Here is a 24,957-nt window from a genome sequence, read left to right as displayed (position 1 = left end):
GTTTGGTATCAAAATATACTGTAACTCGGTTTAAGAGCTAAAGCGCCTAAGAAGTTATTATTATTACCAATGACTGCTTGACACAGTCAAAGCTATTAAACTGGCTTGTGAGAATGCCCTTTTTGGCCTCCAAAAACAACGCAATTTCAGCAAACTTTTTGTGGCAAAGCATTGAAAGCGGTTTAAAATATAACTAACTAACCAGTTAGTTATAAAAAGGAGGATTAGGATGGCGAGAAAAATAGGGGAAGAGAGCAAGAGAAAATTGTTTCAGGCGGCAGAAGAATTGTTTGCAGCGAAGGGAGTACACCGAACGAAAATCAGTGAAATTGTTGCCAAAGCAGGTCTTACACAAGCAGCTTTCTACCTTTATTTCAAGAGCAAAGAAGATATCTTCCAACAAATGCTCCATGAATTTGAACAGCAGTTAGTCGTATTCAGCAATGCAGGAAAAAAAGCTGCCGACTATTACCCGAAAGAGGTAAAAGGTTATGTCAGCGCGACAATTGCTGATTTATTCCGTTTTCTTTGCCAAAATCCCAACTTAACAAAAATCGCGCTCCGATACAACGAAGACGATCATATTCGCAAAAAAATCGTCGAGCACATTGCAAGCAACATGGCAAATAATCAAAAATTGGGAATTGTGAAAAAAGAAGTGGATGCAAAGTTCGCGGCGGAAGCATTGTTAGCAGTCATCGAACGTCTGGTTGAACGATATTTGCAGTCGGGGGAAAAAGACGAAAAAGAACTTGGTGAGCAAGTGGCGCTTATATTTTTGGAAGGCATTTTGACTTCAAGAGGGAGTGAATGAGATGATCCTGGAATGGCTTGATGCACGGATCGATATTGTGACCGTTTTATGGCTTTTTCCGATTTTATTTATGTTTCATGATTTTGAAGAAATTCTCACAGTAGAAAAATGGGCAAAACAGAACAAAGCTCATGTATTCGCTTTTTTGCCGAAATCTTTTCATAAATATTTCGCCTCAAGTTTCGAATTGACAACCCTTCAATTTGTCAAAGACGTTTTTTGGATTTATGTCATCATTACCATTGCAGCCGTTTTGGCTGTCTTGTTTTCCTTTTACTATCTATTGTTAATGCTTTTGTTTATTTTTTTTATCCATGTATTTACACATTTAGCCCAAGCAATCTATTTAAAAAATATACTCCGGGCGTGGCGACTTCCGTTATCTTGGTGCTGCCCTATTCCGTTTATGCTTACTACCGGCTGCTGCAAGCCGGTTTGATCAGCGCCGGAGACATTTTTTGGTGCAGTATTTTCATCTCAATTTTATCGCCTGCTTTTTTTCTTTTTTTAGTAAATGGAAGAAACAGAGCTATGAAGAGATTTTGATGAGGTAAAGAGGAGGATGCCGTGAACAGCGGGGAATGACGTGAAAATTGAGAAGAGCATTCTCCGTTCTTTGTTGGAAATTGCTATCCAATAGAACCTCTTTCCTAAAAAGCCCTTATCTCCTTAAACTCCTTTGGAACGCTGGCTAAGAGCTTTTTTCCAATTACGCATCTATTGCCTAAAGAAGCCGGCTCTTTTTCTATTCAACCGTTTAATATTCAGTTCTGGCTTGATATTTCCTTAGTTCATCAAAGCCAAAAGAAGCCGCAAATTCTTTTCGTTTGTTTCCTTTCATTTTCCCATTATTGCTTACATGAATTCTTAAACTATTCCTGTAAAAATAAGGGAATTTAAGAAATAGGCTTCAATCAAAAGACATTCAAAGATAAAATGATATATTAGTACTGTATACAGAAATTTCAGTCATCAATATTGAAAGGGGGAGAAATTGTTTGCTAAATCTTATGCCTTTAATGTTGGAAAGAGTAGGAATTTTGGTCATATTAGCTTTTTTGCTATCAAGAATGAAGGCGTTTCGGCGAATGATTCATCATGAGCATGGATTAAGCGAAAAGTTAATACTTATTGCCGTTTTTGGCATGTTCGGGATCATCAGCAATTATACTGGGGTTGAAATTGAACAGGGCAGCATCAGCTCACAAACGTGGCAAATGGAAGTGGGTGGAGATGCCGCTATTGCCAATACAAGAATTATGGGTGTGGTAATCGGCGGACTTCTTGGCGGTCCATTGGTTGGAATTGGCGCTGGTTTCGTAGCAGGGCTTCATCGGTTTACATTAGGCGGATTTACGGCATATGCTTGTGGAACATCAACCATTTTGGCTGGATTTGTGACGGGTTTTCTTTGGAAACGCTTTAAAATAAAAGACCATTTCACCTCTTGGAAAGCTGTTTTGATCGGAATTTTTATGGAATGCACGCAAATGGGACTGATCCTTCTCATGGCCCGTCCGTTTGAATCCGCCGTAAAGCTGGTGGAGTTGATCGCTTTGCCGATGATTACCATCAACGGTTTTGGGACTCTTATTTTTATTTTAATCATTCATTCGATATTAGTTGAGGAAGAACGGACGAAAGCCCTACAAACCCATAAATCTTTTTACATTGCCCAGCAGACTTTGCCGTTTTTCCGCAAAGGCTTAAACGAACATTCGTGTAAAAAAGCAGCGGAAATTATTTTGAAATGGACGAAAGCAGATGCCATTTCCATTACGAATTGCGAAGGTGTCCTCGCTCATATCGGCATCGGTTCTGATCATCATACGCCTGGGCAAACTTTGGCAACTAAGCTGACGAAAAAGGTGTTAGAGCAAGGAAAAATTATGAAAGCAAAAACAAAAGAAGAAATCCAATGCTCAAACCCTGATTGTCCGCTGCAGTCCGCGATCGTGATGCCGCTTCAAGTGCACAACCAAACAGTCGGAACATTAAAACTTTATTTTTTGGATCCGAGACAGATGGATAAAGTAGAGCAAGAGCTGGCGGAAGGGCTGAGCAAGCTGTTTTCTACCCAACTGGAGCTGGCGGAAGCGGAATTGCAGAGAAAGTTGCTGAAAGATGCAGAAATTAAAGCTTTGCAGGCGCAAATTAACCCGCATTTCTTGTTTAATTCTTTAAATACGATTTCCAGTTTGATCCGAACGGATGCGGATAAAGCGAGGAAACTGCTTTTGAAATTAAGCGTTTTCTTTCGCAGTAATTTGCAAGGTGCCAGACAGTTCGTCATTCCGCTGGAAAAAGAACTCGAACATGTGGAAGCATATTTATCAATTGAACAGGCAAGGTTTCCAAACAAATATCATGTAAGTTTTGAAATTGACCAGGAATTAAGGAAAGTGATGGTGCCGCCATTTACTCTTCAACCTCTCGTTGAAAACGCCATCAAACATGCATTTGCAAATAGGGAAAATGGAAGAGTGTCCATTCGAGCATATGCGGAAAATCAACAAATGGTCTTAATTACCGAAGATAATGGCAACGGCATTCCTGATCATTTAATGCGCCAACTGGGAAATCAGACCGTTCAATCGAATGATGGAACAGGAACAGCTCTATGGAATATCAAAAAACGAATAGAAGAAATATATGGTTCTGCCGGAACTTTTCATATTAGGAGCGATGAAAACGGAACAAAAGTAACAATTAAGTTTCCTTTAAAAGAAATGAAAGGGGGCATAGCCGTATGATCAAAGCTTTCATTGTGGAAGATGAACCTTTGGCTAGAGATGAACTCATCTACTTGCTGAAAAAGAGCAAACAGGTAGAAATTGTAGGAGAAGCGCAACAAATGGATGAGGCAATCGAAAAAATCTACCAAACTGAAATGGATGTGATCTTTCTTGATGTGCAGCTTTCATCTCACGAACAGGGAATAAGGCTTGCTGAAAAGCTGATGGAGATCGATCGTAGGCCGGAGATTGTTTTTGCCACGGCGTATGACGATTACGCTTTAAAAGCATTTGAACTGAATGCGATTGATTACATTTTGAAGCCGTTTGATGAAGAACGGGTTTTACAGACGGTTGAAAAAATTTCAAAACGTTTGGAAGCTCAACAGGGAAAAAAGCCGCAATTTCATTATAAACAAGAAGGAAAAATACCGATTACAATGGATGGCCGCATTTTTCTGATTAACTTAAAAGACATACTGTACATTGAATTTAACGATGGAAAAACGATTATCACCTGCCGAGACCAAAAATATGAACTGAAAGAATCACTTATCACATTGGAAAGAAAACTGCAGCAAACGCAAATCATGCGTGTTCACCGGGCTTATCTGGCGAACTTGAACGAAATCGTCGAAATTCAGCCCTGGTTCAACTCCACGTATCATTTAATTATGAAAGATGGCACGTCGATTCCTGTCAGCCGCACCTATACGAAAGAATTGAAAAAACGTCTCGGTTTCTAAATGTTTTAACAAAACAACACTGCAACTCGTTTGCGGAAAATGGCGTTTTATCTCCTTTTTCTTGCATTTTATTTAAAATTAAGCTCTAAATGATGTTTATCTAATACAATGAATCATAAAGAAAGTAGCAAAAAAAAAGGAGGGTGCAATAAAATGAATGCGATTACAATTGTCATCGCCTCAATGTGCATATTGGCGATTGCTTATCGTCTTTACGGGACATTTATGGCTGTCAAAGTATTAAAGCTGGATGATTCTAAACCAACGCCAGCTCATGAATTAAATGATGGGAAAGATTATGTGCCGACAAATAAATGGGTCAGTTTTGGACACCATTTTGCCGCCATTGCCGCGGCGGGACCCTTAGTCGGGCCGATCTTGGCAGCTCAATTCGGCTATTTGCCCAGTCTTTTATGGCTTTTGATCGGCGCGGTCATAGGGGGAGCCGTCCATGATGCTGTCGTGTTGTTTGCTTCCATGCGCAAAAAAGGGAAATCTTTATCGGATGTTGCGAAAGAGGAGCTCGGTCCTGTTGCCGGCTTTTGTACAGGACTTGCCATGCTGTTCATTATTACCATTACAATGGCGGGTCTTTCAATGGTTGTCCTTCATGCGTTGGAAAACAATCCATGGGGAACATTTGCCGTTGGAATCACGATTCCCATTGCAATGGGGGTGGGGATTTATTATAAAAAGACAGGCAACTTAAAGTTAGCTTCAACAATCGGCTTTATTTTGTTGATGATTGGTGTTTTCGTGGGGCCGTCCATTCAGGACACAGTGGTTGGAGATTGGCTGACGTTCGATTCGAAAACATTAGCCATTATTTTGCCGATCTATGCGTTTTTTGCCGCAGCTTTACCGGTTTGGCTGCTTTTAGCACCTCGTGATTATTTGAGCAGTTTTATGAAAATCGGTGTGTTCATAGCGTTGATCATCGGTGTTTTTATGATAAACCCGACAATTGAAATGCCAGCCCTGACGGAATTTGTTCACGGTGGTGGTCCGATTTTAGCCGGACCGGTTTGGCCGTTTATTTCGATTACCATCGCATGCGGAGCGATTTCCGGTTTCCACGCATTCGTTGGATCGGGGACAACGCCAAAAATGCTTAATCAATGGAGCGATATTAAAGTTGTCGGCTTTGGCGCTATGCTTGTGGAATGTTTAGTTGGCATCATGGCTTTAATCGCTGCAACAGCCCTTCATCCGGCTGATTACTTTGCAATCAATTCCGCTCCCGAGGTTTTCCGGACACTTGGGATGGAAGTGATCAATTTACCAGCTTTAAGCCAAGAAATTGGTTTGAATTTGGAAGGAAGGACCGGTGGGGCGGTCACACTTGCGGTAGGCATGACGTACATTTTCACTGCGATTCCATGGTTTGAGAATTTGGCTTCATATTTTTTTCAATTTGTTATCATGTTTGAGGCGGTATTTATTTTAACGGCGATTGATGCCGGAACACGTGTTGCCCGCTACTTAATTCAAGATTTCTTCGGAGAAGTGTATCAGCCGCTGAAAAAAGTTGATTCGGTGCCGGCTTCCATTTTTGCCAGTGCTTTGGCCTGCTTCATGTGGGGCTATTTGCTTTACTCAGGTGATATTGGATCAGTTTGGGCATTGTTTGGTGTATCGAACCAGCTGATGGCATCCATCGGGCTGATCGTCGGTGCGACGGTCATTTTAAAAATTGCCGATAAACGAAGATATATGCTGACTTGCTTAATTCCGCTTGCTTATTTATTTGTTACGGTGAACTATGCTGGTTATTGGATGACCGTCAATGTCTATCTGAACCCAGAAGCTGCCGGATACAATGTGTTAAACGGAATTTTGTCGATTATCATGCTTATTCTCGGCATTGTCATCATGGCAACAGCATTGAAAAAATGGATCAATATTTGGAAGAAACCGAGCTTGGAAATAGTGGCCGGATTGGCCTAGCAAAAAATGTATTCAGATTCAAACGAACGGTTGGGAGCGTCAAAACCAAAAATTGGTTGGCAGGCGCTCCTTTTTTCTTACGGCATTTTTCCGGTCACATGCGAAACAGATCTACTTTTGCTTACGGCCGTCCAAATAACAGATCAGGAAACAGCAACATCATCATTGCCAAGCAGTAAATTAAGACAAACAGTTTCGGAGCAGACCTGAATGAAAAAGCGCCGGAAGGGTCTATAAAAAGGTAATTATTTTATTCAACGCCAAATGTACAAATATACAAAAATTTTTCGGTCTTCACTGATGATTTTTGTGGATCCATCTATGTTCATCCAAAAATACTACTAGTATAATTTAGTTAGAAAATTCAAAAAGAAGAAATAATAAAATTTTTAAAAACATATTTATGTTAACGCTTACAAAACGGGGAGGAATGGCTTTGATCAAAACTTCCAGTGGAGAAGAGATTTTTGTCATTGACGGACATATTGCTTTATGGGATGGGAGCAAGGAGAACCAGTTGAATATTCACGGTGAAGAGTTTATTAGCTGTTTTTATGACTATCACAAAAATTTAAGTCCAAAAGAATATTTGTGGCCGAAAGATTCATTTGTCAAATATTCCCCTGAAAGACTTGTTCATGATGTGTTTGTGAAAGGGCATGTTTCGGCGAAGTTTTTAAACATTTAACTGATGGCGATCTTGAGGAATTAAGAAAAACTTTTGCGATAAAAGCATATTATGCTAGACAGGAAAAACTTTTGCGCTATCTTTTGGATCAAGGAGTGAAGGAAAAGGAGATGATTTCCTTAACTCTCCAACAATTGAAGCAGCTGTCTCTCCCGGTTGAAGGAAAGTTGTTAATGGAGCAATATTTGGAGAAGAAAAAAGAGTTGAACCATTCCAGTTCATTAGCTTTTACGACACCGGATGACAAGCAATTGAAGGAAGAACAGTTTTCCGATTACTTGCTTGGCGCCAGAAGAACGAGAATGAGCATGGAATTCAATGCCTGCTATTGCCAAGGTTTCCTAAAGGCCCGTTACCATTTGCCTGCTGCTCATGAAGTCAGTTAGGCAAAACAATAAAATCAACTGAAAAAGAAAGGTGATGGAACATGAGTAAAAAAGTTCTCATTATTACGGGGGATGCGGCTGAAGCGCTGGAAGTGTTTTATCCTTATTACCGTTGTCTTGAAGAAAATATTGACTGCACCATTGCTTCACCAGTAAAAAAGAAGCTGCAAACAGTTGTCCATGACTTTCTGCCGGAAATGGAGACTTTTACAGAAAAATGGGCTTATAAAATTGAATCACACGCATCCGTTGATGAGATTGATCCTGCCGATTATGACGGATTGATTATTCCGGGTGGACGTGCACCGGAGTACATTCGCATGAATCCAAAAGTTCAAGAAATCGCCGCTCATTTTTTAAAAGAAGAGAAGCCTCTCGGAGTCATTTGCCACGGGCAGTTAGTTTTAACAACGGTAAGAGAATTTATTAAAGGAAGAGAAATGACCGCTTATTCCGCTTGCCGGCCGGAAGTGGAAGCAGCAGGTGCGACTTATGTGGAAAAAATGCTTCATGTTGACGGCAATATTGTATCAGGACATGCTTGGCCGGATTTGCCCGGATTCATGCGCGAATTTTTTAAACTATTAAATGTGAAAGAAACAACCTCTGTTTAAGGCAAAACAATTTCTTCTGCCTTTACCGTTTATGAACGCACCGCCTGAGACAGTTTCAGGCGGTTGCTTTATTTTTGTTCAACTTTTGGACAGTCAATTGTTTGATAATCGTTTTCTCATCAATGGCGATTCCATTAAAAAGGACTTTTGTTCATCGAGAAACGCTGATCAAAGCGGCCGCCGCCAAGAGAATTCAAGTACTTTAAAGCGATATAAAAAATAACAATTCCCTCTGTTGTTTTCGGATGAATGCCTGTTAATTGTTCAATTTTATTTAAGCGGTAATGCAAAGTATTAATATGAATATTCATTTCCTCTGCCGTATCTTTAATCGACAAGTTGTTTGCCATATAAAACTGTAAAGTCTCGATTAAGATTTGATCGTTTTTCAACATGTGAACGGTTCTTTTCAAAAAGTCTTCCTGCACTTCTTTCGGCACTTCTTCCAAAATGATTTCCAGAATAAGATCTTCGTAGAAAACAATCGTTTTTAGCAGTTGCGCCACTTTTAATGCCTTATTGGCTTCTTGAAACGATTTTTGAATGACTTGCTGGCAAACGGTTTTTCCAATGCCGATGGCAAAAGAACGATGGTACTTGTTTTCAAAATAATGTTTCAATTCATGCAACTGTTGCTTCAAATAACGTTTGTTGAGCGGAGTTTCCATCTTTTTTAAAACGAAAAAACGTTCTTGTCCAAAACGGGCAATAAAATGATGTTCTTTGTCAAAAATTGTGTAAAACAAATCGATCATTTCTTTTTGAAAAAGGTGGACATCGTAATGATGGAACATTTCCAGTTCAGTGTGAAACAGCAAACAGATGTGCGGGTCGTAAACAGGGATTCCAAGCATCAGTCCGCGTTCCAAAAACTCTTTTTCAACGGAACTGGCGTTTATCCATTCATAGAGATACGATTCAATGCCTCTCGTTTCCCATTCGTTCCTTTCCGTGTAATACGCTTCCTGAATAATGAGTTCCGTCAATCTCCTGACAATTTCAGCAAAGGGCTCGACCTGTGCCGGTTCGCCGGTAATACCGATCACTCCGATTACTTCTTTCTGGAATTTTATCGGCATATTGATCCCCGCTTTGACACCTTTTAAAATACGCGCTTTTTCTTGATCAATATAAAGTTTTTGTTTTGTTTTTACGACGATCGCAGCCCCTTCATGAAAAGAACCGATCCTGTTTGGCTGCGTTGAAAAAATAATCACCCCGTTTGTATCAACCAAGATGAGATCTTCTTTAATTACTTGTTGAACTTCCGTAAAGATTTTCGCTGCCAGTTTAGGAGATAAATGCATATCAGTTCCCGCCTTTTTGGAGGATTAAACAATAAAAAATAATTTTTAACCGCTTTAATTATATCATCGCACATAGATTGAAAAATCACAATTTTTTATAATATAAAAAATGGAAAAGCGAGGTTTTTCTGATGGAACAAAATGTGCGGAACTTGTTGATAAATATCGTTGGGGAAGAAAATTTTCAAGATTCGGAAATTGAAAGATTGGTTTATTCATACGATGCGACACCTAATTTTCAATCAAGGCCGGATGCGGTGATTTCCCCAAGAAATACGCAAGAAGTTTCGAAAATTTTAACGTTGTGCCATGAATATAAAATACCGGTCGTCCCGAGAGGATCAGGGACGAATCTAAGTGCCGGCGCTTGCCCGGTTGAAGGCGGGGTTGTCCTTCTCTTTAAACATATGAACAAAATTTTGGAAATTGATGAAGAAAATTTAACGGTTACTTGCCAGCCGGGCGTCATTACGCTTGATTTAATCAAAGCAGTGGAACAAAAAGGCTTGTTTTATCCGCCCGATCCGAGTTCGCTGAAAATTTCAACGATAGGCGGGAACTTAAACGAAAATTCCGGCGGTTTAAGGGGGTTGAAATATGGAGTCACCCGTGATTATGTTTTGGGGCTGGAGGTTGTGCTTCCGAACGGCGAAATCTTGAGAACGGGAGGAAAACTTGCCAAAGACGTAGCCGGCTATGATTTAACGCGGTTATTCGTCGGTTCTGAAGGCACGTTAGGGGTGATCACAGAAGCAACTTTGAAATTATTGCCTTTGCCGGAAGCGAAAAAAACTATGCTTGCTTTATATCAAGATTTAGAAGCAGCGGCGCGTTCCGTTTCAAAAATTATCGCCAGCAAAATCATCCCGGCGACTTTGGAGTTTTTGGATCAACCAACGTTGAAAGTGGTGGAAGAATATGCGCAAATCGGTCTTCCGACAGATGTAAAAGCGGTTTTATTAATCGAACAGGATGGAACAGCGGAAAACGTTGATCAAGATATCGAGTTAATGGCGAAAATATGCAAAAGCGAACAAGCCGTTTCTGTAAAAATCGCTCAATCTGAGGAAGAAGCAAACGCATTGCGGACAGCAAGACGCGCCGCATTGTCCGCTTTGGCGAGATTAGCTCCGACAACCATTTTAGAGGATGCGACAGTGCCGAGATCCGAAATTGCCAAAATGGTAAAGGCCATTAACGAAATTGCTGAAAAATATCAAGTAACAATATGTACGTTTGGTCATGCTGGAGACGGAAACTTGCATCCGACCTGTACGACTGATATCCGGAACAGAGAAGAAATGGAGCGAGTGGAAAAAGCGTTTGCGGAAATTTTTGCAAAAGCGATTGAACTCGGCGGCACGATTACAGGAGAACATGGCGTGGGGGCGATGAAAGCGCCGTATTTGGAATGGAAGTTGGGGGAAGCAGGCATCAAAGTCATGAAATCGATCAAAAACGCTATCGATCCGAACAATATTATGAATCCGGGAAAATTATTTGCCAAAGATACGAAAAAACGGGTGGTGATCGCCAAATGAAGACGGAAACCGAAAAACAAAAAATACAACAAGTCTTCAAGGAACGAATGGATGAAGATGAGCTGTTGAATTGCATGAGGTGCGGATTTTGTCTTCCGTCTTGCCCTACGTATATCGTCTCAGGACAGAAGGAAAGCCAATCGCCAAGAGGTAGAATCGCATTAATGAAGGCGGTTTATGATGGCAAGATTGAACCTGATGAAGAATTTGAACAATCATTGAATTTATGCCTCGGATGCCGAGCATGTGAACCTGTTTGTCCGTCAGGTGTCAAATACGGATACCTGCTGGAAGAAGCGAGAGACATTCTTCATCAACATAAAAACTATTCCTTTCCGGTACAAGCCCTGCGTCGGACGGTTTTCAAACACCTTTTTACAAAAAAAAGCCATCTCATCAATGTTACAAGCCTTGTTGGATTTTATCAAAAATCCGGTCTGCAAAACGCAGCCCGGAAAATCGGTTTTCTAAATTTATTCCCAAGACATTTGCAAGACATGGAAAAAATATTGCCAAACATGCCGAAAAAGAAAGCGATGTCAAAACATCAAGAGCATTTTCCTTCTTATGGAAAGAAAAAAGCAACCGCCGCTTTTTTTTCCGGTTGTTTAATGGATACAATGTTTCTGGAAACAAATCAAGCGACAATTCAATTGCTGCAGAAAGCGGGTTGTGACATCTATATTCCGGAGAAACAAGTTTGCTGCGGTGCTTTACATGGCCACAGCGGTGAAAAGGAATTAGCAAAAGAACTGGCAAAACAAAATATTGAGGTATTTGAACAGCTGGATGTCGATTACATCGTTACAAATGCCGGCGGCTGCGGCGCTTTCTTAATGGAGTATGGACACATGTTTGATGATGATCCGGAATGGAGAGAAAGGGCGCAGGCATTTGCAGCTAAAATCAAAGATTTCAGCGCTGTTTTAGTTGAACTTGAATTTCATAAAGATCATGATTTCGAATTGCCTGAACAAATTGTCACCTATCAAGATTCTTGCCATTTGCGAAACGTGATGAAAACAGCAAACGCTCCAAGGGAATTAATTCGTTCCATCCAAGGGGTGGCATTTAAAGAAATGGAAAATGCGGAAAGCTGCTGCGGTTCTGCCGGCATTTACAATCTTGTTCAACCAGAAACATCCATGAAGATTTTAGATCAAAAAATGGATCATATGAAGAAAACGCAGGCAACAACCATTGTAACAGCAAATCCGGGCTGCTTAATGCAAATGCAGCTGGGGATTCAACGGGAAGGATTGAAAAACGTCAAAGCCGTTCATATTGCCGATCTATTGCTGGAAGCCATTCAATCGTGAAGTAGTTGACATTGTATTGGCATGGAACTTCATGAAAAAGGGACATAATTAATATACAGCCCCCTTTAGGTATACGGATAAAAATCTGTTTTACCTAAAGGGCGTTTTTCTATGTATAAAGAATATTCGAAAGAGTTCAAGCTTGAAGTTTTTTTTGCTTATGAAAACAGAGATTGCCCAATGAATGAGCTTTGCCTGAGATATGGAATGACTAAAAATTCATTCATACAATGGAGGAAGGATTTTCAGCAATATGGGTTAGAACGTTCTTGGAAAAGTTAATCGAAAGAACTCAAGAAAGCCTGCTATAAATTTGTCAGCACGAGAAGAAAAAGCGGTATGGAATATCGGGTAGATCCGTACTCCAACGGTGGATGATAATAGAGAAATAGAAGATACGTCAAAAGAAAGGACGAGTTCTATAACGAAAGGGAGAACTTCGTTGGAAGAAAGGCTTCAGATCGAAAATATTGTCTGGATCATGAAAAACAGGTGAAATTTATGAGGCTTCTTATCAACAAGTCTATCAGTGGGTTTGAAAAATAGGAATAATGGTCCGATTACAAGAACGATTAAACGGCTTTAGCCCTCTGGAATATAGAGCTAAAGCCGCTTAAGAAATTTTTTATTATTTCCACTGTCTACTTGACAGGGGCAGTATGCCTTTTTTATAAATAACGTTGAAATTTTTTTACATTTAATGGTATTTTTCTTTTAGGATAGCCCCTTGTTTCCATTACGCGTTACTTGATTAGCAAGTTCCAAATCTTTAACAGCGTCCTCGGCTGTAACCAATCCATCCCAATTTTCCTCCTCTATCTCTCGGCAAAAGTCGAGAAAACGATCCTGAACCATTGCTTCATACCATGCTTGTCGTTGTTCCAATTGGATGGTTCGTTGATAGGAAATTTTTGAATCGGAAGATAGCCGCTCGGGTGTGAACGGTTTATTGTTTAAGGAACGAAAGACGGAAGAGCGTACTATTTCAGCTGCTTTCTCAACAGGTTTTGCCGGTATGCTATCAAGAATTTGATCAATCCGTTCGCCCTGTTCTTTTGAGATTTTGCCCTCCAAAAATAATTTTTGAGGGATCCATCCTTCGAGTACGATTCTGCCTTCTGTACAGTGAATTTCCCATTTTGTTGATTCCGGCGCATCCGGATCCATTGTGAAACCGTGGTAATATTGAACGGGGATAAGTTGATAAAATCTTTTTGTTTCATTTTGATAAGCCGGCTGATGAAGGACACTTGCCCAAACTCGCTGCTTCTCCCCGTTTTCCTCCGTCAGGGCAAACCCGTCCGCATTGACGGCTTCGCCAAACCAATGGCGTCCCACTTCAAAAAAATGAACACCGTGTTCAATAAAAATTCCTCCGCTTTGTTGATCATTCCAAAACCAGTGTCCCCCTGCTACGCGATGAGCCGAATTGGCAAGGCTGGCATGGTGGACAAATCCGAGCAATCGGTGGCGAATCAACCATTCAACCGCTTCTGTCAGCGGGTTGTACCGCAATACGAGATTGACGGCGAACGCGCGTTTTTGTTTTTTTGCATACTTTCTGTTTTCCCTCAATTCTTTTGCATTCAGGGCGCCCGGCTTTTCTAGCAAGATGTGCTTTCCGTTCGCCAAAGCCCGTTTGCCAAGAGAGGAGTGAAGGTGGGGAGGTGTTGTTAAAATGACAATCTCGATTTCAGGATCTGCTATAAGCTCGGCGGCATCATGGTATTCTTTTGGGGTAATGGTGTTAAGTCTGTGTTGGTGATATGCCGAGAGAACACTTTTTCTTTTGCTTTCTGTCCTCCCCGCGACAGCCGTCAATTGGAATTGAGGCAGCCGGGCAAGTGCACCGCCCAAAAATGCTGCAAAGGCGCCCGCACCAGCGATTCCCACTCGGTACGTTTTCACCTTGACAGACATGTTGTTTCCCCCTTTTTTCATAGATGGTAACAACTCTATTATAAATCAATAATTTTGTCAGTTGTTTTTTAAAAATTTGGCTGAATTTCTTGTTATTCATATTGAAATCAGACAGTCATTCCCCTTCCCTTTCATAACAGGATAAATATTTATTTTTATGATATTCCTAAAAAGTAATAGCAAAAGATATTAAAACTGGAAATAAAGTAAAAATACCTGTTATTTTTTACGATATTAAAACTGGAAAAACAAAAAAGGAAAAGTGGTCGCAAAGCGAAAAAGAGGTGGACGAACTTATTTGCATTTTAATAATAAAGGCATTTTTCCCGAAAGGTTGCTAAGGGGAAAATGTTGGGATTTTCAAGTTGATGGGAAGGATTGCTCAAAACCCATTTGCAACCGTTTAAGATTTTAAAAAAAAGGTTGGTCGTCATCCAAAAACGACCAAGGAGGGATTTTTATGAAGAAGAAAGTAATTGTCAGTACATCAGTTGTCGCAATGTTAGTTTTAGGCGGTACGGGTGCTTATGCATACAATAGTCATGTTCAGGAACAAAAACGTCAGCAAAGCGTTGAGCAAACGTTGTCTTCTTTTCACCAAAATGTAGACGATTTGACGGAGGAAAAAATCCAATCCGTTAAAGCGAAAATTAACAAACTGAAGGATGAAGAGAAGAAACAGGAGCTTTCTCAGGATTTAAGAGATCTCGAAGCAATGTACAAAGTCAATGTATTCGTCACATCTCTTTTGGACAGTAAGCAAGTGATCAAAGACGGAGTAACGTTAAAGCAAATCAATGATGCCAAAAGTAAGTTGGAAAACATTAAAACAATCGACGAATCTTTCTACGAAAAACAAAAAGGCCTTTTAGATATAGTTATTGCACAATATGAGGACATTCAAAAAGCTCAAAAGGCAGTAAGTGCTTTGGAAAAACAGCCGAAAGAATCGAGATACAAGGCATCGAAAGCCCTAGTCGAAAAAATCAAAAATGAAAAGATCAAGCAAGAGTTATCAAAGAAACTTGCAGCTGTCTATAAAACGATTGAAGAAGAGAAGGCAAAAGCTAAAGCTCTTGCAGAAGCAAAGAAAAGAGAACAAACTAAATTGGCTCAAGCTACACAGAAATCATCCATGAACTCAACATCAGGTAAAGTCGGATCATCTAGCTACTCGGACTCATCTACTTCATCCAGTAAATCATCGAGCAAGTCATCATCCAGCAAATCATCCAGTAGTTCTGCAAAATCATCTGTAAAATCTAGTAGCTCAAAATCCAGTAGTTCTACTAAGTCGAAAAGTACAGCTAGTTCAACAAAAAAGCAAGGGTCATCTTCCGCATCATCTAAAAGCAACACTCAATCAAAAGATCCTTATGCCGGAGGTAGCGATTGGGATAAATTCGGTAAGTTTGTTGAAAGTTCCGAGTGGGTAAAAGTTGATTCTGGTGAAATCGGAGATCCATCAGAACCAGGGTATGGACATACGTGGGAATCTTGGAAAGCTAAATAGTTTTAATTAGAAAAAGGACAATCATTTTATTAAGATTGTTCTTTTTATTTTGTTTGAAAGGGTGTGAGTCTTTATGTTCCGGAAAATAAAGGTTGTATTTATCTTTCTCTTATCTTTCTTAATAATTTTTCCATCTTTGCAAATGGAAAAAGCAGAAGCTGCACCTAGAATTGAATATTTAGGACAGGCACACTATGGATTTTATACGGTTGGAGTATTTCGGGTAGACGGACAAATTGCTTTCTGTATAGACCATTATAAATCTAGTCCTGGAACTGGTGCAGCGTATAGTGCGGGGGAAATTTATAACAACGAGAGTGTTCGAGCTATTTTGTATTATGGGGCAGGAGGTCAGGAGCCTGTTGTTGGGATGAATGATGCGGGTATTGTTGCTACTTCTCTAGCTCTTGATTCCGTTGTAAATGGGAACCATAGTAGTGGACGCAATTCTATTCCTGGATACAAAGAATTAATGGCTCATGCAAAGGCTAAAGATGCTCCTTCCGATAATATTGATTTTAGTAAATATTCTTTGAACAGCAGTGTTTCAGGAAATAGACAAGTTTCTGAAAGAGTTACTTTTCATGCAGATTCAAGAAACTTTATTAAAATTCCTGTTCCTCAAAATGTCACCCTTCATATTGTCGGAGGAGGCAGCTATACCAATAGAACGGTAACAATTAAAGGCGGACAAACGTTTTATTTTTCGGCTGGATTGGATTATGGACAAACAATTTCGTTTAAGAATCTGAAGCCTACTCTTAAGAAATTTCAATCAATTGTATTTAAACCTCGAAGTAGTAACTTACAAAGATTAAGTGCTAGGGTTGAATTTGACCCAGATGTAATGGCGAGTCTGAGTGTTAAATTCCAAAAAAGACAACGAACAATAACAGTGAATCATCGAGACAAATATGATAACAGGCTTTTGGAAAGTTCTCAGTATAAACGGAATATTGGTTCGTCTTACAGTTTTTCACCGTTGTCAAAGATTGTTTCAGGAGGAAACACTTTTATTCCAGTAGCTAACCAAAGGGTAACTGGAAAAGTACCAAACAGAGATATCACTATTAATTTTTATTACAACTTACAAAGAACAATCACTGTTCTTCATAAAGACGCACGGACAGATCAATTGATCAAAAGTGAAAAATACACCAAATACAGAGGTGATAAATACAGCTTTTCTCCACGAACTGATTTGAAGAAAGGCGAACACACATACAGGCCTGTAGATAAGTCGAAAAAGACCGGAACAGTTGGAAGCAAGGACATTTCTTTGACTTTTTATTATGATGTTCCACTCATCAAAGTAGGTTTGGAAAAAATTCAAATTTGTACAGCTCCAACTGATTGGGGGGCAAGTTAAAGTGATTTTATCGAAACAGAATCTATATCCTGAAACGGTCTCTGATAAATCTAAATTTATACAAAGGATCCAAACTGATTGTAAGGAAGAAATACAAGGCCGAAACTTTACCAAAGAGCCTTCGTTTTCTTTCCCACGGCAGCGTCCATTAAAGGGGGGAATTGGCTTGTTTTGGATTTTTGCTTGTTAAGGCAATTTTTTATGATTTTATAATGGGAAAGATTCTTACATTCTATTTAACCTTTTTTTCATGATATGTTATAATAATTATTAGCAACCGGTTGCATTGAGTGCTAACAGAGTTTACTTCCATAGTTTTGGATTCTTAAAATCTTAAACGAATGGAGGGATAATAACTAAAAATGAAAGCATTATTGTTAGCAGGAGGTCTAGGCACTCGTTTGCGTCCGTTGACGGAAAATTTGCCAAAACCGATGGCGCCCATTGCCAATAAACCGTGGTTGGAACATTTGATCGTTCATTTGCGCAAACAAGGCGTCGATCAGTTTGTCGTCGCCTGTCATCATTATTCCGAAGTGATACGCAATTATTTCGGAGAAGGACATAACCTCGGCGTGAAAATGGAGTACGCTATTGAACCGTTTCCGATGGGAACGGCGGGAGCTATCAAAAATGCAAAAGACTTTTTTCATGAAACATTTCTTGTTGTCAATGCCGACATCGTCCATTTGCCTGAATTGCTGCCTCTTCTTGAATTCCATTACAGACATAAAGGAATGGCGACCATTGCCTTGACAGAAGTTGAAGATCCAACTTCGTACGGCGTTGTGGAGCAGGATAAAAACGGACAAATTTTGCGTTTTGTTGAAAAACCCAGCCGGGAGGAAGCGCCATCAAACCGGATTAATGCCGGTTTATATGTTTTGGAGCCTTCGATTATGAACCATATTCCAAGTAATCAAGAAGTGTCAATCGAACGTGAAACATTTCCGTTCTTGATTGAAAATAAAACAGGTGTTTACGGAAAAGTAATCAACGGCTATTGGTTCGATATGGGAACACCTTCCCGTTATCGCCAAATTCATTGGGATGTGCTTGATCGTCGAAGCCCGCTCACCATTATGGGACGTGAATATCAAAAAGGTGTCTGGATTGGGGAAGGCAGCAAAATTGGCAACGAAGTCCGATTTATACCACCCGTTTTAATCGGCAAAAGTGTTAAAGTGGGGGATAAAGCAGTGATCGGCCCTTATGCCGTGATTGGTGATCATTGCCATATCGGCAAAGGTGTCAAGTTTTCAAGTTCTATTCTTTGGGATCGTTCTACTATAGGTGATCATTGTCAAATTAAAGAGAGCATTTTAGCGCACAAAACTTCACTTTCATCCGGAAAACTATTGAACCATTCCATTATCAATCAATCAGAGAAGGTGATGTATGCATGAATTCTATTGCATTTGTCGGCACTTACCCTCCCCGCCGCTGCGGCATTGCCACATTTACAGATCACCTCTTTCAAAATATTCAATCTGTCGGAAAACGAAACGATCGGGATAAGGTCATCGTCCTTTGCAATGAAAATGACGATTTAACAGCCTACCAGAATCGGCCGAATTTCTGGCTATTGCCGATGAATAACCGGGCTGACTATAAACAAATGGCAAAAAAAGTGAATAGCAGCGACATTTCGCTCGTTGTACTAGAACACGAGTTCGGTATTTTTGGGGGAGAAGCAGGGGAATATATTATTGATTTTGTCAAGGAGTTGAAAAAGCCGCTTATCACGACATTTCATACCATTTTCGCTGATCCTCCCATGCCGTATCGCCGAATTCAACAATCCATCGCTGATGAAAGTGATGCAATTATTGTCATGAATCGCCAAGCCATTTCGTATTTAAAAAGAGCCTATCGTTTGCCCGAAGAGAAAATCTATTATATACCGCACGGGTCGCCAAAACCGCGGAAGAAGGAGAGAAAAAGCCTCCGTCATTTTCTCGGGTTTGAAAATCGGAAGGTTTTGTTAACGTTTGGACTTTTAAATCGCGGAAAAGGCATTGAGTCAGTCATTGCTTCCTTGCCCGGAGTTGTCGAAAAAGTCCCGGAAACTCTTTATGTCATTGCCGGGCAAACGCATCCCGAAGTGAAAAAACGGGAAGGAGAGGCATATCGGAAAGAACTGGAAGAATTGATCAAACGCCTCAAATTAGAAAACAATGTCAAAATGGTTGACCGTTATTTCAGCGAGGATGAACTTGTTTCCTATTTAACGGCATGCGATCTGTTTATTACACCATATCCCGGAATGCAGCAAATTACAAGCGGGACTTTGGCTTATGCAGTAGGTGTGGGCCGCGCTGTTTTGACGACGCCTTATGAGCATGCCCGCGATCTTCTCAACGGATGCGAGGAACTGATTCTTCCGTATGGCGACACGAAAGCATGGGAACAAACGCTGCTAAAACTTTTATCGAATGATGAAGAATTGCATAAATGGGAGAACCGAATTCGCGAGATTGGCGAAGCGACTCATTGGCCGAACGTGGCAAAACAGCATTTGCAGCTTTTTTCCAAACTAATCGAGGAAACAAACGGTGAGATGAAAACTGCCGGAGGGTTCTGAAGGGAGGAGAAAAACATTGTCTAAAGCATCCATTCCATTTGACCACTTGGAACGGATGACAGATGACACAGGACTCATTGAACATAGTCTCGGGCGAATACCTCGCAGGAAGGAAGGATACTCGACGGACGATAATGCCCGGGGGATTTGGACATGCATTGAATGGCTGAAACTGCTTGGAGACAATCATTCAACCGAGAGCAGAAGGCTGCACCGTCTTTTGGACCGATACTTGGCCTTTTTGCTCTGGGCTCAGCGCGAGGACGGTTGGTTTCAAAACAATTTCCATTATGATCGAACACCTGAAACCGAATCACGTTCTGAAGATTGTTTTGGACGCTCTTTTTGGGCTGCGGCCGTCGTTTATGTTCATCTTGATGATGAAGCACGTGTTTGCGTTGCTTCCGAGATTCTAAAAAAAGCACTCCCGGCTAGCCAACAACTCCGATTTTTGAGGGGGCAGGCATGGGTGCTTGCAGCTTCCAGCCTGCTGTTAACCAGGAAAAAGGAACACGGTAATCATACAGCGCTGGACGAAGGGGCTCTCCGAAATCTTGCGGCTATGTATGAAGAAAACTTGATCAATGCTTATAAAGCGAACCAATCAAGCGAATGGAAATGGTTTGAACCGCAAATGACCTATGCCAACGGTCTTTTGCCATGGGCTTTATTTATGTCCTTCCGTGTGCAGAAGCGGCAAGAAACAATGGAAGCCGCCAAAGACAGCCTCGATTTTTTAATCAGCAAAATGGATGGAAAAGACGGTGTCATCCGGCCAATCGGAAACCGCGGTTGGTGCGATCAACAAAAACGAGCCATCTGGGATCAACAACCCGTTGATGTCATGAAGCTTTGTCTGGCGGCTAAAGAGGCTTATCAAGAACTAAAAGAGCCTAATTATCTAAATGTCGTACGACGTTGTTCCGATTGGTTTTACGGAAAAAACGATCTTCGTCTTCCTTTGGCTGATCCTTCAGATGGCAGCTGTCAGGACGGCCTCAATCAAAATGGTGTGAATCCTAACAGAGGGGCGGAATCTACACTTTCTTATTTGTTGACAGAAGCTTTCGCCCATTCATTGCTCGCAACTGATGAAGCCGTTTCATCCTCTCCAACTGCTTAAAACGGGTGCACTTGATCGTTCATAACTGGAACAACTTTCATCCTATTTGCAAGGAATGTCCATCAAACTGACCATCAGATTATTTATTTCCGATATTGTCGCAAGGCATCTTCCGAGATCAACTATCTCGAGATGCCTTTTTTTACAGGTTCGACCCTGAAAGTCTTGAAGCTTGTGCCGATAACGGAACAGTTCAGTTGATTTGTACGTCCTCTGTTCCGGAAAAACGCGATTCAATTTTTCCCATTGAAACTTTAGCCTTCGATTACCTAAAGTTTGCGAATGATAATTTTTCTATACATTCCATTTAACATGACAGGTTGGTCTGCTTCGATTTGTAAATTTTTGTTATTTTTAAAGAACAATTGTTCGAAATTTACGCCTATATCCGTTCCTAACACTTTAATAACAGGTCTAAGAATGAGCATTGGCAGCGAAAGTCTTTTATTTTTGGGGGCAAATTTATCAAAAATGATGATGTTTCCTCCTCGTTTTAAAACTCTGGCCATCTCTTGAAAACATTTATTTGCATCAGGCACTACCGAAAGGACGAGACTGGCAACGACACAGTCAAATGATTCATTGCGAAACTCCATTTGTTGCGCATCCATTTCTAAAAACTTTATAGACGAATTGTTAAATTTTCTTCTTGCTTTTTCAAGCATGTCAAGAGATATATCAATGGCTGTGATATTGAATTCTGAATGGTTTATTAACTCTAAATCAGCACCAGTACCTATCCCAATGAACAAAATATTTTGGCCGCTTTTGAATGTTGTTTCTTGGAATACTCGTTTTCTCGCCTTAAAAAAAATGCCTGAATGAAAGATTTGGTCATAGACTGGAGACCAAACTTTATATATGATTTTATTCCAAGAATTGTTCATCATTCCGCACTCCTGAGTTTTTTCAGATTGAACAATTTGATTTTCCAAGTTTGTCAATTCCGTTAATCACAGACTATCACAAGCAGCAGTTTTTTAAAATAAAAAATTTAAGAACTTTGATTTACGAGCTCCTGCAACTAGACTTGACACAAACGGAAAGTGTTGGGACGACGCCGCCTTGTAAGAGTGGAATCCATGTCGTCCTTCCGATTAAAGAATAAATTTCGCCTATTTGCCAAAAATACCGTTAATCATTCATTTTCACATAAAGGAGAATTTGGAATGGAACAATTCGAACAATTGAACAAAAGTTTTTTAAATGGCGAATGGACGGAAGGATTAAGCGGGCGTACATTTGAAAATGTAAATCCTTATGATCGAACGGTTATCCATACAATACGATTGGCAACTGCGAAGCAGCTCGAAGAAGCATTTGAAGCCGCCAAAAAAGCCCAAAAGGAATGGGGAAAAACATCCGCGGAGGAAAGAAAGGCGGTGCTTCGAAAAGTCGCTGAATTTTTTAAAAAAAATCAGGATAAGATTAAAAATATCATTTCTCGTGAAACTGGCGGAAGCGCCATTAAGGCGGAAGTTGAACTTGGTCTTACGATAGGTCTTGTTGAAGAAGCTGTCAACATGGCAGAGAAATTACATGAAGTAAGAGAAATTAAATCAGACATTGAGGGAAAAGTAAATCGTGTTTATCGTCTTCCTTTGGGTGTTATTACATCCATTTCACCTTTTAATTTTCCGATGAATTTGTCGATTCGGACAATAGCTCCGGCAGTTGCGCTTGGAAACAGCGTTGTGCATAAACCTGATATTCAAACAGCTTTGACAGGCGGATCAATTATCGCTAGAGCATTTGAATATGCAGAACTCCCGAAAGGGATTTTTAATTGTATTTTAACAGATATAGAGGAAATTGGAGATGCCATGCTGACAACACCGCATTCACCGTTAATCAGTTTCACAGGATCTACTGCTGTAGGAAAACATATAGGACAAATTGCCGGCAGCATGTTAAAACGTGTCGCCCTAGAACTAGGAGGCAACAATCCTTTTGTTGTTCTTGCCGATGCAAATGTCGACCGTGCCGTTGACGCCGCAGTTTTTGGCAAGTTTATTCACCAAGGGCAAATCTGTATGATCATTAACAGGATCATTGTTCATAAAGACAAATATGATGAATTTGTAGAAAAATTTGTTGAAAAAGTAAAAAAACTCCCTTATGGAGATCCGACCGATCCGAACACTGTGATCGGGCCATTAATTAATGAAGCACAAATAGAAAAAGCGCTGAACATTATTGAAAAGGCGAAAAAAGAAGGTGCGAAAATGGTTTTGGAAGGAAAACGTGTCGGAAACATTTTGACTCCAACCGTATTTATTGACGTCAACAATCGCAGCACGCTGGCGCAAACAGAACTGTTTTCACCGATTGCGACGATTCTGAAAGCCGAATCGGATGACCATGCCATTGAAATGGCGAATGACACGGAATATGGTTTAAGCTCTGCCATTTTCACGGAAGATGTAAGCGAGGGTGAACAGTTGGCGCTAAAAATCGAAAGCGGAATGACGCATATTAACGACCAGACCGTCAACGACAGTCCGACAATTCCTTTTGGCGGTACGAAATCAAGCGGCATGGGACGATTTGGAAATCCATGGGTGGTAGAAGAATTTACAATGACAAAATGGGTGTCGATTCAAAAGAAATACCGGGAATTTCCATTTTGACAAAAGTTAATGAACCGGCTTGTGCGGGCTGATCTTGCAAAAGATCTATGCCCGTCATTTTGTTTTGTCATCAACTTTCCTTTTTCTTGGAATCAAGCATTTGACGGAATCAGTTTTATGACCATTTTTCCAATCCTTGCTTGATTCTTTGTTTTGTAGGATGATAGAAAAAGCTGTTTTGGGAAGCTATGTAAAACGGAGTTTCCGTCGGGGTTGCCTTTACTGTAGTGTGGAAAAAGGCCAACCGATCTATTTTTGGAATAAAGCCCAAGCAGTAGGCTGAATTGAAAAAGGCAAAACAGCAGTTGAAACAAGAGGTTTATAACAGAAAACATGAGAATGAAAAAAATTTGCTTTGAACGATTTCCTGTTTTCATTTGTATAAACAAGTGAATAAAGAAAAAGGGGTTGAAACTATGCCAGTCACAGGCTGGGTGATAAGCGCGGTTGTCGGAGCGGTGATCGGGACTATTTTTGGCCTTTCCATTACCTCTTTGAATAAAAAAGTTGTTCGCGACCGCTGGGGGAAAATTGATTTTCGCAAAAGCGATCTTTATTTTTACTGGACACGTTGGGACACCATTACGGTTTTGTCCGCTGTTTATTCCTTTCTCTGCCTGACGGGTTTGTTTATTTTTCTGTTGAAAGGTGATAACATTAACAGTCCGGTCATCCAATTTTTTCTTCATCAATCGTTTATGTTTACATTGATGACGTTTATTTGGCTCATCTCAAGAATCGTATATGTTTTCAAAGGGATAAAAGAGCGGTGGTCCGATGAATTTAACAGATGAAGAGTTGATGGAAAATTTTCAAAACGGTGATATCAATTCTTTAAAAGAATTGTATAAACGCTACCGTGACCCTCTATACCGATTCGTTTACAGGTATACGCAAGACGAACAGCTAAGCATGGATGCCGTTCAAGATACGTTTTTAAAATTGCAGGAAAAAAGGCATTATTTTAACCGTGAAAAAGGAAGGCTGAAGACGTACCTTTTTCAAATCGCTTATAACACCATGATCACGAAAATAAGAACGAGGGAGAAATGGAGTCGTCTGCTTCCGTTTTTATACAATAAACCAGTCCATGTTTCCGACCAAGAGGATAAAATGGATGTCGAACGATTGCTGCGTTCGCTTTCTGAACAGCAGCGGACGGTCATTTTGCTGTATTATTATCATGATTTATCGCAGCAAGACATTGCCCGCATTCTCAATATCTCGGTTGGAACCGTAAAATCGAGAATTCATTTGGCAATTCAAAAAATGAGAAAGGAATGGGGGATCGAAGCAAATGGAAAAGGATCGGGAAATTGAAAAAATATTAAAAACTTTTATCGTCCATGTACCAGATTTTCCAATGGAAAGCTCGAAATTAGAACGCATTTCCAATTGGTTGTTCGAAAAGGCGCCATACCCAATCCCTGAGAAAAAAATAAATTTTCAGAAAATGGTTTTTGTTCAAGTAGCTCCTATTCTTTTTTCCCTCGCTATTGCCGTATGCTTGATTTTATAAAATTTTCGGGGGGATTTTTCATGAGGGGTTGGCCCGAATAAGGAATTCCATTAATTTGAAAAACATTATTACATGAAAAAGGGGCTGTTATAAGTCGAAAATATCGGCTTATGAGACAGCTCCAGGTGCAAAAACAAAAAGCGTTGACGGTATTCCGGTTTTTTAGTTAAACTATTTAATAGTTAAATTATTAAACTATTCG

Annotated in this window: 23 protein-coding genes; 20 read left to right on the top strand and 3 right to left on the bottom strand. The window is 40.3% G+C overall.

Going from position 1 to position 24,957, the window contains the following annotated elements; translation table 11 throughout:
- Positions 1-229: 229 nt before the first annotated feature.
- From AC0KTX_RS06475 to AC0KTX_RS06440, 8 genes are all read left to right on the top strand, one after another.
- The gene (locus tag AC0KTX_RS06475; RefSeq protein ID WP_474251409.1) at positions 230-814 is read left to right on the top strand and encodes a TetR/AcrR family transcriptional regulator; all 585 of its coding nucleotides are present in this window, start codon (positions 230-232) and stop codon (positions 812-814) included.
- A gap of 1 nt (position 815) precedes the next feature.
- Entirely contained in the window at positions 816-1,253 is a 438-nt protein-coding gene (locus AC0KTX_RS06470) for an HXXEE domain-containing protein (RefSeq protein WP_474251408.1), read from the top strand.
- Between the two features lie 559 nt (positions 1,254-1,812).
- A complete protein-coding gene (locus AC0KTX_RS06465; protein ID WP_474251407.1) occupies positions 1,813-3,567 on the top strand; it encodes a LytS/YhcK type 5TM receptor domain-containing protein in 1,755 nt (584 codons plus the stop codon).
- Positions 3,564-4,295, top strand: a complete 732-nt coding sequence (locus AC0KTX_RS06460; RefSeq protein WP_474251406.1) for a LytR/AlgR family response regulator transcription factor — start codon at positions 3,564-3,566, stop codon at positions 4,293-4,295. The genes AC0KTX_RS06465 and AC0KTX_RS06460 overlap by 4 nt, the downstream gene beginning before the upstream one ends.
- Positions 4,296-4,448: 153 nt before the next feature.
- Entirely contained in the window at positions 4,449-6,242 is a 1,794-nt protein-coding gene (cstA, locus tag AC0KTX_RS06455; protein WP_474251405.1) for a carbon starvation protein CstA, read from the top strand.
- 430 nt (positions 6,243-6,672) lie between these two features.
- Positions 6,673-6,930, top strand: a complete 258-nt coding sequence (locus AC0KTX_RS06450) for a hypothetical protein (protein ID WP_474251404.1) — start codon at positions 6,673-6,675, stop codon at positions 6,928-6,930.
- A gap of 71 nt (positions 6,931-7,001) precedes the next feature.
- Positions 7,002-7,316 carry a hypothetical protein gene (locus tag AC0KTX_RS06445; protein ID WP_474251403.1) on the top strand — a complete coding sequence of 105 codons (315 nt, stop codon included), beginning with the start codon at positions 7,002-7,004 and terminating at the stop codon, positions 7,314-7,316.
- A 41-nt stretch (positions 7,317-7,357) separates the two neighbouring features.
- Complete coding sequence (locus AC0KTX_RS06440; RefSeq protein ID WP_474251402.1) at positions 7,358-7,930, top strand: DJ-1/PfpI family protein; 573 nt, start codon at positions 7,358-7,360, stop codon at positions 7,928-7,930.
- 134 nt (positions 7,931-8,064) lie between these two features.
- Here AC0KTX_RS06440 and AC0KTX_RS06435 read toward each other — a convergent pair whose 3' ends face one another.
- On the bottom strand, positions 8,065-9,237 hold the full coding sequence (locus AC0KTX_RS06435) for a CdaR family transcriptional regulator (protein WP_474251401.1): 1,173 nt from the start codon (positions 9,235-9,237) through the stop codon (positions 8,065-8,067).
- Between the two features lie 131 nt (positions 9,238-9,368).
- On the opposite strand from AC0KTX_RS06435, the gene glcD reads away from it, so the two are divergent.
- From glcD to AC0KTX_RS06420, 3 genes are all read left to right on the top strand, one after another.
- The gene (glcD, locus tag AC0KTX_RS06430) at positions 9,369-10,778 is read left to right on the top strand and encodes a glycolate oxidase subunit GlcD (protein WP_474251400.1); all 1,410 of its coding nucleotides are present in this window, start codon (positions 9,369-9,371) and stop codon (positions 10,776-10,778) included.
- A complete protein-coding gene (locus AC0KTX_RS06425; protein WP_474251399.1) occupies positions 10,775-12,097 on the top strand; it encodes a (Fe-S)-binding protein in 1,323 nt (440 codons plus the stop codon). Before glcD ends, AC0KTX_RS06425 begins: the two co-directional genes overlap by 4 nt.
- A gap of 111 nt (positions 12,098-12,208) precedes the next feature.
- Positions 12,209-12,379, top strand: coding sequence for a transposase (locus AC0KTX_RS06420; RefSeq protein ID WP_474251398.1), 171 nt, complete (start codon positions 12,209-12,211; stop codon positions 12,377-12,379).
- 432 nt (positions 12,380-12,811) lie between these two features.
- On the opposite strand, the gene AC0KTX_RS06415 is transcribed toward AC0KTX_RS06420, so the two are convergent.
- On the bottom strand, positions 12,812-14,017 hold the full coding sequence (locus AC0KTX_RS06415; protein WP_474251397.1) for a Gfo/Idh/MocA family protein: 1,206 nt from the start codon (positions 14,015-14,017) through the stop codon (positions 12,812-12,814).
- A gap of 460 nt (positions 14,018-14,477) precedes the next feature.
- Between AC0KTX_RS06415 and AC0KTX_RS06410 the strand changes: the two genes are divergently transcribed.
- The 5 genes from AC0KTX_RS06410 (at position 14,478) to AC0KTX_RS06390 (ending at position 20,606) form a co-directional block, all read left to right on the top strand.
- On the top strand, positions 14,478-15,530 hold the full coding sequence (locus tag AC0KTX_RS06410) for a hypothetical protein (RefSeq protein WP_474251396.1): 1,053 nt from the start codon (positions 14,478-14,480) through the stop codon (positions 15,528-15,530).
- A 73-nt stretch (positions 15,531-15,603) separates the two neighbouring features.
- The gene (locus AC0KTX_RS06405) at positions 15,604-16,899 is read left to right on the top strand and encodes a thioester domain-containing protein (RefSeq protein ID WP_474251395.1); all 1,296 of its coding nucleotides are present in this window, start codon (positions 15,604-15,606) and stop codon (positions 16,897-16,899) included.
- Positions 16,900-17,261: 362 nt separating this feature from the next.
- Positions 17,262-18,305: a nucleotidyltransferase family protein gene (locus AC0KTX_RS06400; RefSeq protein ID WP_474251394.1), complete on the top strand. Its 1,044-nt coding sequence runs from the start codon at positions 17,262-17,264 to the stop codon at positions 18,303-18,305.
- Positions 18,302-19,483 carry a glycosyltransferase family 4 protein gene (locus tag AC0KTX_RS06395; RefSeq protein WP_474251393.1) on the top strand — a complete coding sequence of 394 codons (1,182 nt, stop codon included), beginning with the start codon at positions 18,302-18,304 and terminating at the stop codon, positions 19,481-19,483. Before AC0KTX_RS06400 ends, AC0KTX_RS06395 begins: the two co-directional genes overlap by 4 nt.
- A 16-nt stretch (positions 19,484-19,499) precedes the next feature.
- Positions 19,500-20,606: a glycosyl transferase gene (locus AC0KTX_RS06390; protein WP_474251392.1), complete on the top strand. Its 1,107-nt coding sequence runs from the start codon at positions 19,500-19,502 to the stop codon at positions 20,604-20,606.
- A gap of 269 nt (positions 20,607-20,875) precedes the next feature.
- On the opposite strand, the gene AC0KTX_RS06385 is transcribed toward AC0KTX_RS06390, so the two are convergent.
- Positions 20,876-21,493, bottom strand: a complete 618-nt coding sequence (locus AC0KTX_RS06385; RefSeq protein WP_474251391.1) for a class I SAM-dependent methyltransferase — start codon at positions 21,491-21,493, stop codon at positions 20,876-20,878.
- 282 nt (positions 21,494-21,775) lie between these two features.
- On the opposite strand from AC0KTX_RS06385, the gene AC0KTX_RS06380 reads away from it, so the two are divergent.
- The 4 genes from AC0KTX_RS06380 (at position 21,776) to AC0KTX_RS06365 (ending at position 24,755) form a co-directional block, all read left to right on the top strand.
- Positions 21,776-23,236: an aldehyde dehydrogenase family protein gene (locus tag AC0KTX_RS06380; protein WP_474251390.1), complete on the top strand. Its 1,461-nt coding sequence runs from the start codon at positions 21,776-21,778 to the stop codon at positions 23,234-23,236.
- A gap of 416 nt (positions 23,237-23,652) precedes the next feature.
- Entirely contained in the window at positions 23,653-24,030 is a 378-nt protein-coding gene (locus AC0KTX_RS06375; RefSeq protein ID WP_474251389.1) for a hypothetical protein, read from the top strand.
- Positions 24,014-24,556: an RNA polymerase sigma factor gene (locus AC0KTX_RS06370; protein ID WP_474251388.1), complete on the top strand. Its 543-nt coding sequence runs from the start codon at positions 24,014-24,016 to the stop codon at positions 24,554-24,556. The genes AC0KTX_RS06375 and AC0KTX_RS06370 overlap by 17 nt, the downstream gene beginning before the upstream one ends.
- Positions 24,534-24,755: a hypothetical protein gene (locus AC0KTX_RS06365; protein WP_474251387.1), complete on the top strand. Its 222-nt coding sequence runs from the start codon at positions 24,534-24,536 to the stop codon at positions 24,753-24,755. The genes AC0KTX_RS06370 and AC0KTX_RS06365 overlap by 23 nt, the downstream gene beginning before the upstream one ends.
- The last annotated feature ends 202 nt before the right edge of the window (positions 24,756-24,957 follow it).

Source organism: Aeribacillus sp. JST-2, assembly GCF_056032925.1.
This window is presented reverse-complemented; position numbering and strand designations above follow the sequence as displayed.